The organism is Bradyrhizobium ontarionense, from assembly GCF_021088345.1.
GTDB classification, from domain to species: Bacteria; Pseudomonadota; Alphaproteobacteria; order Rhizobiales; family Xanthobacteraceae; genus Bradyrhizobium; species Bradyrhizobium ontarionense.
Genome location: NZ_CP088156.1, coordinates 375,119 through 388,927, shown reverse-complemented (window position 1 = coordinate 388,927; position 13,809 = coordinate 375,119). Strand labels below are relative to the sequence as shown.

The window sequence follows — 13,809 nt, the reverse complement described above, 5'->3', positions numbered from 1 at the left end:
TTGTCTCCCCTCGACGTGCTTGTTATCTGCTTTGCGGGAATGTCAGCTCGTCGGCGCCGATCTCAGCGAGATACGGCGCCAGCATCTCGGGCGTCACCTGATCGACGTCCGGCGGCGACCATCTGGGACTACGATCCTTGTCGATGATCGCCGCACGCACGCCTTCGCGGAAATCGTCGCTGCGGAACACTTCGAGCGCCGCGCGGTATTCGCGCACGAGGCACGCTTCGAGCGAGACCGCTCCTCGCGCCAGTCGCAGCAGCTTCAAGGTCACGACCATGCCGCGTGGCGATTTCTCCCGCAGCGTCTTCAGGGTCGCAAGCGCCAGCTCCGAACCATCCTTTTCAAGCGCGGTGAAAATGTCGTGCATGCTGTCATGGGCGAACCATGCATCGATCCGCGCCTGCTGCGCGGCGACCGGCCCCGCAGCATCGCTCGTGGCGAAGCCCGCGATCAGCCGATCGACCTCAACTGACAGCGTGCCGGGCCCGACCTTGGTCAGAACGTCGCGCAGCGCCGGCCACTCCTCGGTCGGCACCACGGCGTCGGCAAAGCGGGCGTGAATCGCGTCAGGCCCGTTCATCGTCTGCCCAGTCAGGCCGAAATAGGCGCCGAGCTCGCCGGGCGCGCGCGACAACAACCAAGTGCCGCCGACATCGGGAAAGAAGCCGAGGCCCACTTCCGGCATCGCCAGTTTCGTCTTCTCGGTCACGATGCGGTGGCGGCCATGCGCCGACAGCCCGACGCCGCCGCCCATCACCAGCCCGTCCATGTACGCGACATAGGGCTTCGGGAACGCCGCGATGCGCGCGTTCATGATGTATTCCTGGCGCCAGAATACCTTGCCGAGATCGCCATTCGCCTTCGAGCTCTCGTAGAGCCCGCGGATGTCGCCGCCCGCGCACAGCCCGCGCTCGCCGGCGCCTTCCAGCACCACGACGGCGACGGCAGGATCCGCCTCGAACTGATCGAGCGCGGCGTCGATGCCCATCGACATTTCGAGCGTCATCGCATTGATCGCCTTGGGACGGTTGAGGCGGATGATCCCGGCCGAACCTTCGCGGCGGACGATCAGGTCGCCTTCCACGGCCTCGCTCATCGCGCGCCCTCGATCAGCTTGCGCGATACGATCAGCCGCATGATCTCGTTGGTGCCCTCCAGGATCTGGTGCACGCGCAGATCACGCACGATCTTCTCGATGCCGTACTCGCTCAAGTAGCCGTAGCCGCCGTGCAGCTGCAGCGCCTGGTTGGCGACCTCGAAGCCGACATCGGTGCCGAAGCGCTTGGCCATCGCGCACAGCATGGTGGCGTCAGCATCCTTGCGGTCGAGTGCGGCCGCGGCGCGCCAGACGAACGTGCGGGCGGCTTCCAGCTCGATCGCCATGTCGGCGATGCGGAACTGCAGCGCCTGGAATTCGTCGAGCCGTTTGCCGAACGCCTTCCTCTCCCTGGTGTAAGCCAGCGTCTTGTCGAGCGCCGCCTGCGCGCCGCCGAGCGAACAAGCCGCGATGTTGAGGCGGCCGCCGTCGAGCCCGGCCATCGCGATCTTGAAGCCGATGCCCTCCTCGCCCAACCGGTTGGCGACAGGCACCCGGGCATTCTCGAAAATGACGGCGCGGGTCGGCTGCGCGTTCCAGCCCATCTTGCGCTCGTTGGCGCCGAACGACACGCCGGGCGTCTTGGCATCGATCACCAGCGTAGAGATGCCGCCGGGGCCGTCAGCACCCGTGCGCACCATCGCCACGAGGATGTCCGTTGCGCCGGCCCCGGAGATGAACTGCTTCTGACCGTTGAGCACGTAGTCATCGCCGTCGCGCACCGCGCGTGTGCGCAGCGCCGCCGCATCCGAGCCGGCGCCCGGCTCGGTCAGGCAGTAGCTCGCGATCAGATCCATGGTGCAGAGCCTCGGCAGATAGGCCTGGCGCTGCGCCTCGCTGCCGAAGGTATCGATCATCCACGACGCCATGTTGTGGATCGAGATGAAGGCCGACACCGTCGGACATCCCGTCGCCAGCGCCTCGAAGATCAGCGCCGCGTCGAGACGCCCCAGCCCCGAGCCACCGACGTCGTCGCGGATGTAGATGCCGCCCATGCCGAGACCAGCCGCTTCCCGCATCACGTCGAGCGGGAAATGCTTCTCCTCGTCCCAGCGCAGCGCATGCGGCGCGATCTTCTCCGCCGCGAAGGCGCGCGCCATGTCGCGCACTGCGATCTGATCCTCGTCGAGAGCGAACTGCATCCGTTCTCCGCGTTTCCGTGGCTTTGTTATGTTGGCCGTGGCGCTTCTTCACACTCCGTCATTGCGAGCGACGCGACGTGTCCGCCGAAGCCTCTTGGCGTAGGCGGAAGCAATCCAGAATCTTTCCTCGGAGGCAGTCTGGATTGCTTCGTCGCTTCGCTCCTCGCAATGACGAACGTGGGAGCCCTTGCAGGCCCCCACGCACATCACTTCATCAGCGGGATCGAGAACTCCGCGCCTTCCTTGACGCCCGACGGCCAGCGCGAGGTCACCGTCTTGGTCTTGGTGTAGAAGCGGATCGAATCCGGACCATGCTGGTTGAGATCGCCGAAGCCGGACTTCTTCCAGCCGCCGAAGGTGTAATAGGCGATCGGCACCGGGATCGGCACGTTGATGCCGACCATGCCGACATTGACCTTGGCGGCAAAATCGCGCGCGGCGTCGCCGTCGCGGGTGAAGATCGCGACGCCATTGCCGTAATCATGCTCCGACGGCAGCGCCAGCGCTTCGGCGTAATCCTTGGCACGCACGACCGACAGCACCGGACCGAAGATCTCTTCCTTGTAGATCCGCATGTCCTTGGTGACGTTGTCGAATAGCGACCCGCCGAGATAGAAGCCGTTCTCATAGCCCTGCATCTTGAAGCCGCGACCGTCGACGGCGAGCGTCGCGCCCTCCTTGATGCCGATATCGATGTAGCCCTTGACCTTCTCGACCGCCTCGCGCGTCACCAGCGGGCCGAAATCGGCCGACGGATCGATCGAGGTGCCGATCTTCAGGCTCTCGACGCGCGGGATCAGCTTCTCCATCAGCCGGTCAGCCGTGGTCTTGCCGACGGGCACAGCGACCGACACCGCCATGCAGCGCTCGCCGGCCGAGCCGTAGCCGGCGCCGATCAGCGCGTCGACGGCCTGGTCGAGATCGGCGTCCGGCATGATGATGGCGTGGTTCTTGGCGCCGCCGAAGCACTGGCAGCGCTTGCCGTGCGCGGCCGCGCGCTCATAGATGTACTGCGCGATCGGCGACGAGCCGACAAAGCCGATCGCCATGATGTCCGGATCCTCTAGGATGGCGTCGACCGCCTCCTTGTCGCCGTTGACGACGTTGAGAATCCCGGCCGGCAGCCCGGCCTCGATCATCAGCTCCGCGAGCCTCATCGGCACGCCCGGATCGCGCTCCGACGGCTTCAGGATGAAGGCGTTGCCGCAGGCGATGGCGGGCGCGAACTTCCACATCGGAATCATCGCCGGGAAATTGAACGGCGTGATGCCGGCAACGACACCGAGCGGCTGGCGCATGGAATAGATGTCGATGCCGGGGCCGGCACCTTCGGTATATTCGCCCTTCATCAGATGCGGGATGCCGCAGGCAAACTCCGCGACCTCCAGGCCGCGCTGGATGTCGCCCTTGGCGTCCGGAACGGTCTTGCCGTGCTCGCGGGCGAGCAGCTCAGCGAGCTGGTCATAGTCACGCTGGACGAGCTCGACGAATTTCATCATCACGCGTGCGCGGCGCTGGGGATTGGTCGCCGCCCAGGCTGGCTGCGCCGCCTTGGCGTTCTCCACGGCGGCCCGCAGCTCCGCACGGGAGGCGAGTGCGACCTTCGCCTGAACGTCACCGGTCATCGGCTCGAAGATATCGGCCGTCCGACCAGACGTGCCCTTGACCTCTTTGCCACCAATGAAATGACCGACTGAACGCATGGGGTATCCTCCGCAGGGGTAAGCAGTGCCGATTTGGCCGGCATCTTGCAGTCTTTGCGCCGTTTGGGAAGGGTCTAAGCGCTGACCGGCGCTGCGAAAATGCCGCCCCTTCGCTCCGCGGAGAAGACCCGCGGCCACACCCCGTGTCCCAGCGTGGCCGCCGGCTCAGCGCTTCCCTGCAGCCGACTTGCTGACGCGCTTCTTGACCGGAGGCCGCGCCGGCGACTTGGCGGCCGATCCGCAGCCGCTGCCGATTGCCAGAGCCACCTCGCGCCCGGAGTTCAGGATCTCATCGGACAATTCGCCGCTGCCGGTCACACGCGCCATGACCAACGTCCCCATCAGCGTCGCTAGCATCGCCGACGCCCGCTTTCGTGCGGCCTTGCGTGGCACGTCGACGATGTAATCGGCGAACAGGTCGATCAGCTCTTCGAGCTTCGCCGCAAAGGCCTTGCGGGTCTTCGCACTCTCGCGCGCGATCTCCGCTCCGAGCGCGGGAATCGCACAACCGTGACCGGGATCGTCGCGATGATCAGGCGAAAGGTAGCCGTCGACGATCGCAGCCAGCCGTTTCTGCGGTGGAAGTTCATCCAGCTGGTTGCGCCAGCGCTCCACCGAACGGTCGATCGCATAGCTGAACGCCTCGACGACCAGCGCCTCGCGAGATTCGAAATGCGCGTAGAATCCGCCATGAGTCAGCCCGGCCTCCTTCATCAGGTCGGCGACGCCGACGCCGTGAGCGCCCTTCTCGCGCAGCCGCACCGAGGCCTTGCGCACGATTCGCGCGTGGGTTTCCGCCTTGTGTTCCGGAGAATAGCGCATTGCCGTCCCATTGAATGTCTGTAGTCATACAATAGCAGTTTTGCGCCCTGCTTGCCGCATGAATTTGATGAATTCGAGTTGATCTGGATCAAGAACGCTGATCCGATTCCGGCCCGCTGCTTTCCCGTCCGACAATCCCGATGAGGCCCGCCATGGACATGCTCAATTCTCACTGCGGCGTGAGTCGCGACAGCCGCGGCGTCGTCCGGCTTGCGATCTGCAATGCCGGCGCGCTCAACATTCTCGGATCTGCGGCGATCCTTGACCTGCAGACCGCTCTGCAGACGCTCGCCTCCGATGACACCGTCCGCGCCGTCGTGCTGGCGGGGGCGAGCGAGAAGAGCATGATCGGCGGCGCCGACATCAAGGAAATGGCGACGCTCGACCAGGCCTCCGCGGAAGCGTTCATCACGCGGCTCGCCGGGCTCTGCGAGGCGGTGCGGCGATTCCCCGCCCCCGTGATCGCACGGATGCCCGGCTGGTGCCTCGGCGGCGGGCTGGAGGTCGCGGTCGCCTGCGACATCCGGGTCGCGGGACACGACGCCCGATTCGGCATGCCAGAGGTGCGCGTCGGCATCCCCTCGGTCATTCATGCCGCGCTGCTGCCGCGGCTGGTCGGCTGGGGCCGCACGCGCTGGCTGCTGATGACGGCCGAGACGATCGACGCGCCGACCGCATTGGCCTGGGGCCTCGTCGATGCCGTTGCAGCCGAAGGAGAACTGGACTTCGCGGTCGAGAAGGTCGTTGCATCGCTGCTCGCCTGTGGCCCCGAGGCGCTGCGGGCTCAGAAGGCCTTGCTGCGGCAATGGGAGGACCTGCCGCTGAAGGACTCGATCGAGGTGTCGATCGGCGCCTTCGGACGATCGTTCCTGACCGACGAGCCAAGACGGCTGATGCAGCAGTTCATCGACAGGAAACGGTAGCAAGTTTCTCCAAGATTGCTGCCGCAGACCCCAGGCAGTCTCGCTTCGTCTTCACGACAAGTTCAGCGTGGCCGCCGGGGTTTGCTTTTCCAGGACATCATTATATGATGATCGTAATATTTTCTTGAAGGAGCCTGCCATGGCCTCGTCCGATCCCGTCGTCATCCTGTCCGCCGTACGGTCCCCGCTCGGGCGTTTCATGGGCGAATTGTCGCCGCTGAGCGGGCACAAGCTTGGGGCGCACGTGATCCGGTCCGCGCTCGAACGCGCCACGGTCGCGCCCGATGCGGTCCAGGAGATCTTCATGGGCAACGTGCTGCCCGCCGGTCAGGGCCAGGCTCCGGCGCGGCAGGCCGCGCGCGGCGCCGGACTGCCGGACGCGACCGGCGCCACCACGATCAACAAGGTCTGCGGTTCCGGCATGAAGGCGACCATGCTGGCGCACGACATCATCCAGGCCGGGTCCGCCGACGTCGTCGTGTCCGGCGGCATGGAGAGCATGAGCAACGCGCCCTATCTGCTGATGAAGGCGCGCGGCGGCTATCGCGCGGGCCATGATCGCATTCTCGACCACATGATGCTGGACGGGCTCGAGGACGCCTATGAGACCGGCCGTTCGATGGGCGATTTCGGCGAGGCCACGGCTGAAGCCTATCAGTTCACGCGCGCCGACCAGGACGCCTACGCCATCGAGACCCTGACTCGCGCCCGCAGGGCGGTCGAGGGGGGCGCGTTCAAGGCCGAGATCGCGCCGATCACGATCGTCGAGAAATCGGGCCCTCGACTGATCACCAACGACGAGCACCCGCTCAAGGTCGATCCCGCGAAGATCCCGACGCTGAAGCCGGCGTTCCGCAAGGATGGCACCATCACGCCGGCGGCGTCTTCGGCGAATGCCGACGGCGCCGCGGCGCTCGTTCTCGCGACACGATCGCGCGCCGACCGCGGCGGGCTGCCGGTGATCGCGGAGATCAAGGGCCACGCGACGCACAGCCAGGAGCCGCAATGGTTCACGACGGCGCCGATTCCGGCGATCAGGAAACTGCTCGACAAGGTCGGCTGGCGCGTCGAGGACGTCGATCTGTTCGAGATCAACGAGGCCTTCGCGGTCGTCGCCATGGCGGCGCAGCGCGATCTCGGCATTGACCGCGACCGGCTGAACGTCAACGGCGGCGCCTGCGCGCTCGGCCATCCGATCGGCGCCACCGGCGCACGGCTGATCGTGACGCTGCTGCATGCGATGGAAGCCCGCGGGCTGAAGCGCGGTGTGGCAGCGCTATGCATCGGCGGCGGCGAAGCCACGGCGATCGCGGTCGAGCGGGTCGCAACATCGCCGGCAATGTCCTGAAATGAGGGAACATTGTCATTCGCGTCACGCGCTCGTTCTGGCAGGATGAGCCAACCTCTCCCCGATCGGACCAGGAATCTCATGATCTCGAACCAGCTCGCGGCGGCACTCGACAGGCGCAACATCCACTACGGCTGGGTCATGGTCGCCGTGACCTTCTTCGCGGCGCTGGTGTCCGCCGGCACGGTGGGCGCACCCGGCGTGTTCATCGTGCCCCTGCAGCAGGAGTTCGGCTGGAGCACCGCGGAAATTTCCTCTGCGCTGTCGATCCGCTTCGTGCTGTTCGGGCTGATGGCGCCGTTTGCCGCCGCCCTGCTCAACCGCTACGGCCTGCGCAACATCACGCTGCTGGCGCAGCTGATCGTGGTGTCGGCGCTCGTGGGCTCGCTGGCGATGACGCAGGTCTGGCACCTGGTGCTGCTGTGGGGCGTCGTGATCGGCATCGGCACCGGCATGACTGCGCTGGTGCTGGGCGCGACCATCGCCACGCGTTGGTTCGTCGCGCGCCGGGGCCTCGTCGTCGGCATCCTGACCGCCAGCGTCGCCACCGGACAGCTGGTGTTCCTGCCGCTGCTCGCGAGCCTCACCGAGCGGCTCGGCTGGCGGGTGGCGCTCGCCCTCGTCTGCGGCATGCTCGGCGTGTCCGCGACCGCCGTGCTGCTGCTGATGCGGGACCGGCCTAGCGATCTCGGCCTGCGCCCGTTCGGCGACAAAGGCACCGAGCCGATCGCCGCGCCTGCGCCCGTCACCACGCCGATCCTCGCCGCCGCGCTCGGCACGTTGCGCGACGCCTCGCGCGCGCCGGTGTTCTGGATGCTGTTCGCGACCTTCTTCATCTGCGGCGCCTCGACCAACGGGCTGGTCCAGGTGCACCTGATCCCGATGTGCCTCGATTTCGGCATTCCGCAGGTGCAGGCGGCGAGCCTGCTGGCCGCGATGGGCATCTTCGATTTCTTCGGCACGATCGTCTCAGGCTGGCTGTCGGACCGCTACGACAACCGCTGGCTGCTGTTCTGGTATTACGGCCTGCGCGGCCTGTCGCTGCTGTTCCTGCCGTTCAGTGACTTCTCGTTCTATGGCCTCTCATTATTTGCGATGTTCTACGGCCTCGACTGGATCGCGACCGTGCCGCCGACGGTGCGGCTGACCGCGCAGCGGTTCGGCACCGAGCGGGCCAATCTGGTGTTCGGCTGGGTGTTCGCCGGACACCAGCTCGGCGCCGGCACCGCGGCCTTCGGCGCGGGCCTGTCGCGCACTTTGCTGCAGAGCTATCTGCCCGCTTTCTTCATTGCCGGCGCGCTGTGCATCGTCGCGGCCCTGTTGGCGCTCGCCATCGCGCGGCAAGCCAAGCCGGCGACGGCGTGAGACCGGCGAATAGTGAGTAGCGAATGAACTTTCAGTTTGCTCTTCCCTATTCGCCACTCCCTATTCGCCATTCGCATCTCAAGGCCGCGTCGTCATCGCCGAAGGCGGCCCCGGGGTGCGCAGCGGTTCGGCGAGACGCGCGAACTCGCACAGCAGCGTCCGCGTCTTGCGTGGGTCGATGATCTCCTCGACCCAGAACTTCTCGGCCGAGCGGAACGGCGAGCGCAGCTTGTTCAACCGGTCCTCGATCTCCTTCAGCTTGGCCTTCGGATCCGGCGCGGCATCGATCTCGGCGCGGTACGCCGCCTCGATGCCGCCTTCCAGCGGCAGCGAGCCCCAATAACCCGACGGCCAGGCGTAGCGGATCGAGAACCGGTCCGCCGGCTGATGCACGACACCGGCGACGCCGAAATTGTTGCGCACGATCACCGTGCACCACGGCACCGTCGACTGATTGACCGCGGCCATCGCGCGCACGCCGTGGCGGATGGTCGCGGCCTTCTCCGCCTCGAGGCCAACCATGAAGCCGGGGCAGTCCATCAGATAGACGATCGGCAGATGGAAGGTTTCGGCGAAATCGACCCAGCGGATCACCTTCTGGCAGGCATCCGCCGTCCACGAGCCGCCATAGTGATAGGGATCGCTCGCGAGCACCATGACCGCGCGGCCTTCGAGGCGCGCCAGCCCCACGATAATCGGGCGGCCGTAATTTTGCGCCACCTCGAAGAACGAGCCGTTGTCGACGACCGCCTCGACGATCGGCCGCATCTTGTAGACGTGCCGGCGATGCCGCGGCACGGCGCTGATCAGCTGCTCGTCGGTGCGCTGCGGATCATCCGTGCACGACAATGTCGGCGGCAGCTCATAAACGGAGGACGGCAGGTAGGACAGGAAGCGGCGCGCGCAGGCAAACGCTTCCTCCTCGGTGTCGACAGCGTGGTCAACGCCGCCGGCACGAGTCTGGATGTCGGCGCCGCCGAGCTCCATCTTGCCGAGGTCCTGCCCCAGCCGCTTCACCACCGGCGGTCCGGCGACGAACATCGCCGACGTCTTGGTCATGACCGAGTAATGGCTCGCTGCGAGCCGCGCGGCGCCTAACCCGGCGACCGAGCCGAGGCCGAGCGCAATCACCGGCACCAGCGACATGTTCTCCGTGGTGTAGCGGTACCAGCGATTGCCGCCGATGCCGCCCGGCAGATTGGCCGCGCCCTTGGTCTCGATGGTCTTGACCGAGCCGCCGCCGCCCGAACCCTCGATGATGCGGATGATGGGCAGGCGGAAGTCGTGCGCCATCTCCTCCGCCATCAGCGGCTTGGCCGCGATCGACGCATCGGCTGAGCCGCCGCGCACGGTGAAGTCATCACCGACCACGACGACGGTGCGGCCGTCGATGCGGCCGCGTCCGAACACGCAGTTGGCGGGCGTTACATGCGTGAGCTCGCCCTGCTCGTCATACTCGCCGAGGCCGGCGACGGCGCCGATCTCGTGAAAGCTGCCGGGATCGACGACCCCATCGATGCGCTCGCGGACAGTGAGACGGCCCTGATCATGCTGACGCTTGACCTTGTCAGGCCCGCCCATCTCCCGCGCGAAGGCCTCGCGCCGGGCCAGTTCCTCGAGCTCCGGCTGCCAACTCATTCGTGTCCCCCGTCCCGGTGATGGTCTTGTTCTTCTGGTTGGTCTTCGCGTTCACCTGGAGCGGCTTTCTCTCCACCCGGCTGTTGAAGACATCGGCTTCGGCGCCCTGCAGCAACGCGGCGATGCTGCGGCCGAGCTCGCGCATCGGCTGGGCGACCTCGTCATGCAGGCGCTGCTCGTCGTACATCGCCGACAACAGGCCGATCGTGAGGACGACATAGGTCTGGTATTGCGGCGACCAGATCGGCAGCGCGACGCCGTTGATGTGCGGGCTCCACAGGCCACAGGCGACGACGTAGCCATGCTCCTTGAGGAACTGCCTGTTGTGCTCGAGACGCGGCCGCAGCAGCTTGGCCGCGTCCGGCAGCTCCCGCTCCATCTCGGTGAGCAGCGCGTCGCCCATTTCGGGCTCGAGCGCGGCGACATAAGCGTGACCAGCGGCGGTCGAGGCCATCGAGATGCGGCTGCCGGTGGTCTCGTGCAGACCGAGCGCGTTCGCGGCGCGGCCGAACTCCAGGTAGACGAGATGAAACTGGTCCGGAATGACGAAGCCGACGGTGCCCGGCAATTGCTCCGCGACATCCTGCAGCCGCTGCCGGATCAAATTGCGCAGTTGCAGCCCGCGCGTCATCGACGTGCTCATCGCGACCGCGCTCGGGCCGATGCGGTATTTCTGGTCGCGCGGCAGATAGACCAGCTGTCCCATGCGGGTCAGCGTGTGCGTCAGGCGCGACACCGTCGACCGCGGCAGACCGCAGCGATTCGAGATTTCGAGATTTCCGAGCCGAGAATCGTGCCCCTCGAAACAGCGCAGCACGTCGAACGCCCGCGACACCACCTGAATGACCTCGCCTTCGCCAGCGAGATCTCCGGGCAGCATGCCCACCCTGCTCAATCGCTCAGACCGTCGTCCCATGCGTTTCCCACCAATTCCATCCTGCGGAATGATATTCCGCTTATTGAACAAGCTAGCCCAGCCGTTTTGCCGTCACAACACCGGACCATGCCGGAAAACCATCGTTCTTCAGCGTGTTGGCACAAGACTCGGCATCGCCATGCCAATCGGGCGTGGCCCGCCGGTGATGGGGTAACGGCCGGTGCCGGCGCGGCAGCATCGGGCCCAGAGCGACCCGTTCGGCAACGAGCCGAGCACGCCGACATCGCCCTGAGTCGCGGTGACCGCGAGCCCCGCCCCCCGCTCAATCGGTGAGCAGCGGCAACATTTGACCAGCGTTGCGACAAGTGTGGGCTGGCTGCCCCGTCGCGGCTGCGACATAACCAGCGCGCAACCTTGTCCCCGCCGAGCTTCCCCATGACGACGCAACATCCGAGGCCGATCCGCCATCCGCAGCATTGGGCGTCCGCCGCGATGCCGCCGCTGCAGCGCTTCCTATCGGCCTGCCACGCCGACTTCTGGCCCGATCATGACGGCGCGGTCGCGAACTACATCCCCGAGCTGGGCAAAGCCGATCCGGCGCATTTCGGCATCAGCCTCGCCACCCTCGACGGTCATGTCTACGAAGTCGGCGACAGCCGCGTGCCGTTCACGATCCAGTCGATGTCGAAGCCGTTCGTGTTCGCGCTCGCGCTCGATGCGCTCGGCTCGGATCAGGTCGAACGCGTGATCGGCGTCGAGCCGTCCGGCGATCCCTTCAACTCGATCCGGCTCAATGCCGAGAACCATCCGTTCAATCCGATGGTCAATGCCGGCGCGATCACCTGCAGCGGCTTGATCCGCAAGGCGAGGGGCGCGGATGCCTTCGAGGCCATCAGGGATGCGCTCGGCCGCTTCGCCGGCCGCAAGCTCGACGTCGACGATGCCGTGTTCGCATCGGAAGTCGCGACCGGCGACCGCAACCGCGCCATCGCCTATCTGCTGCGGACCTCCGACGTCATCAAGGAGCCCGTCGACGACGTGCTCGCGGTCTACTTCCGGCAATGCGCCGTGCTCGTCACCGCGCGCGACTGCGCGATCATGGCCGCAACGCTGGCCAACCGGGGCGTCAATCCCGTGACCGGCGAGCAGGTGGTGACGCCCTACGCCGTGTCACGCACACTCTCGGTCATGACCTCCTCGGGCATGTATGATTTCGCCGGCGAATGGATCTACCGCGTCGGCATTCCCGCCAAGAGCGGCGTCGGCGGCGGCATCCTGGCGAGCCTGCCGGCGCGGCTCGGGCTCGGCAGCTATTCGCCGCGGCTCGACGGCCACGGCAACAGCGTGCGCGGCATCAAGGTCTGCGAGGCGCTGTCGGCGCATTACGGGCTGCACATGCTGAACCGCTCGGATGATGCCCGCACCTCGATCATCGCCGACTACGACATCGGCGCCAATCCGTCGCGGCGCAGCCGCCGCGCGCAGGAGCGCAAGATCCTGGCCGCGCATCCTGACGCGGTGCGCGTGCTCGAGCTGGTCGGCACGCTGTCTTTCTCCAATGTCGACTACGTCTCGCGCCAGCTCGCAGCGAGCGCGCGCCCGCAATTCGTGATCTTCGATCTCCACCGCGTCACCGCCATGACGCCCGCAGGCCTGCGCCTGCTCGCCGAGCTGTTTCACGAGCTGGCCGACTTTCAGGTCACCGTGGTGCTGTCGGGCATCCGTCGTTCCTCCTCGGAGTGGCAGGAGATCACCGCGCTCACCGGCGACATCAGCAACGTGCGTGATTTCTACCTGCTCGACACGGCCATCGAATGGGCCGAGGATCAGATCGTCTACCGCTACGGCGGCGCGATCGATTTCCTCGAGACCACCGAGCTTGCCGAGCAGCCGCTCCTTGCGGGACTTTCCGGAGACGAGCGCCACGAACTCGCCGCGCTTGCCACCATCAGACACTATCAGCAGGGCGAACGCATCCTCGCCGCCGGCGAGCCGGCGACCTCGCTCTTCTTCCTGCGCTCCGGCGTCGTCCACGTCACCCTGCCCGACGGCATCCGGCTGGCGACGCTGACGGCGGGGCAATGCTTCGGCGAGATGGCACTGCTGGAGCCCGTGCGCTCCGCCGATGTCATAGCCGACTTCTCGGCCACCGCCTTCGAGATCACGCTGGATGATTTCGAGCGCTTCCGCGCGCGGCATCCGAAGGCGGGCGAGCGCATCATGCGCAACCTTGCCCAGCTCCTTGCAGAGCGCCTGACGATCGCGAATGCGCGGCTCAACCTGCTCGCGGCGGACTAGGACAGTCATCGCAGCGTCACATCCACGCGACGCAGACGAACACTCAAGGTTGCAATTCACAGCAACTGATAGCTTCCGGTCGAGATCTTTCATCACTCGTAATTGTACGGGCTCGCCTAAACGTTACCGGAACTCGGTCGCAGGACAACCATAAGCGAGCCCAATTCGCGCCGCATTACCCGACGATGTTCTGAACCGTCGATGAACGCCGAGTGGGGACTCGCGAAGCAGACGTCGATGTGGGGTGTTCCGAGTAAAATTCCAGCCGCCGTCGCGTGTGTAGTTGCGCAACGGAGAGTCGTGTCCAGTGTCCAGGGAGGAAACGGCATGAAGGAAGCCACTAAGAGGGCAACATCGGAAGCACTCGCGCACATGCTGGCGGTGACGTCGATGATTGTCATCGCCAGCGTCCTGTTCTACGGGCGATGAAGGGCTGTCTGGAGGTTCTGCGTCGCAGTTTCTTCATCGCCCGTAGGTAGGAATGTGAGCTTGATTGCTCACGCGAACGACCGAGTAGAGTTGCGTTTGAGTTAGTAAGCGTAGCGTAACAGTTTTGCGTCAATCGCGCGGCGATCCGGGTCGGGACGAACTTGT

The 13,809-nt window shown here is 66.0% G+C and carries 10 protein-coding genes; 4 read left to right on the top strand and 6 right to left on the bottom strand.

Features of this window, described 5'->3' with window-relative positions:
* Positions 1-22: 22 nt before the first annotated feature.
* The 4 genes from LQG66_RS01520 to LQG66_RS01505 all read right to left on the bottom strand — a co-directional run bounded on the left by LQG66_RS01520 (position 23) and on the right by LQG66_RS01505 (position 4,766).
* Positions 23-1,099 (bottom strand): enoyl-CoA hydratase/isomerase family protein, encoded by a 1,077-nt coding sequence (locus LQG66_RS01520; protein WP_231322647.1) that lies wholly within the window; start codon positions 1,097-1,099, stop codon positions 23-25.
* A complete protein-coding gene (locus tag LQG66_RS01515) occupies positions 1,096-2,241 on the bottom strand; it encodes an isobutyryl-CoA dehydrogenase (RefSeq protein ID WP_231322645.1) in 1,146 nt (381 codons plus the stop codon). Before LQG66_RS01515 ends, LQG66_RS01520 begins: the two co-directional genes overlap by 4 nt.
* A 206-nt stretch (positions 2,242-2,447) precedes the next feature.
* Positions 2,448-3,944, bottom strand: a complete 1,497-nt coding sequence (locus LQG66_RS01510) for a CoA-acylating methylmalonate-semialdehyde dehydrogenase (RefSeq protein ID WP_231322642.1) — start codon at positions 3,942-3,944, stop codon at positions 2,448-2,450.
* 165 nt (positions 3,945-4,109) lie between these two features.
* Complete coding sequence (locus LQG66_RS01505; RefSeq protein WP_231322640.1) at positions 4,110-4,766, bottom strand: TetR/AcrR family transcriptional regulator; 657 nt, start codon at positions 4,764-4,766, stop codon at positions 4,110-4,112.
* A 152-nt stretch (positions 4,767-4,918) separates the two neighbouring features.
* Between LQG66_RS01505 and LQG66_RS01500 the strand changes: the two genes are divergently transcribed.
* The 3 genes from LQG66_RS01500 to LQG66_RS01490 all read left to right on the top strand — a co-directional run bounded on the left by LQG66_RS01500 (position 4,919) and on the right by LQG66_RS01490 (position 8,402).
* Positions 4,919-5,689, top strand: a complete 771-nt coding sequence (locus LQG66_RS01500; protein WP_231322638.1) for an enoyl-CoA hydratase — start codon at positions 4,919-4,921, stop codon at positions 5,687-5,689.
* A 139-nt stretch (positions 5,690-5,828) separates the two neighbouring features.
* Positions 5,829-7,037: a thiolase family protein gene (locus LQG66_RS01495; protein ID WP_231322636.1), complete on the top strand. Its 1,209-nt coding sequence runs from the start codon at positions 5,829-5,831 to the stop codon at positions 7,035-7,037.
* Positions 7,038-7,118: 81 nt separating this feature from the next.
* The gene (locus LQG66_RS01490) at positions 7,119-8,402 is read left to right on the top strand and encodes an MFS transporter (RefSeq protein ID WP_231322634.1); all 1,284 of its coding nucleotides are present in this window, start codon (positions 7,119-7,121) and stop codon (positions 8,400-8,402) included.
* Positions 8,403-8,480: 78 nt separating this feature from the next.
* On the opposite strand, the gene LQG66_RS01485 is transcribed toward LQG66_RS01490, so the two are convergent.
* Positions 8,481-10,040, bottom strand: coding sequence for an acyl-CoA carboxylase subunit beta (locus LQG66_RS01485; RefSeq protein ID WP_231322632.1), 1,560 nt, complete (start codon positions 10,038-10,040; stop codon positions 8,481-8,483).
* Entirely contained in the window at positions 9,970-10,956 is a 987-nt protein-coding gene (locus LQG66_RS01480) for an IclR family transcriptional regulator (RefSeq protein ID WP_231322630.1), read from the bottom strand. The genes LQG66_RS01485 and LQG66_RS01480 overlap by 71 nt, the downstream gene beginning before the upstream one ends.
* 396 nt (positions 10,957-11,352) lie before the next feature.
* Between LQG66_RS01480 and glsA the strand changes: the two genes are divergently transcribed.
* A complete protein-coding gene (gene glsA / locus LQG66_RS01475) occupies positions 11,353-13,215 on the top strand; it encodes a glutaminase A (protein ID WP_231322628.1) in 1,863 nt (620 codons plus the stop codon).
* The last annotated feature ends 594 nt before the right edge of the window (positions 13,216-13,809 follow it).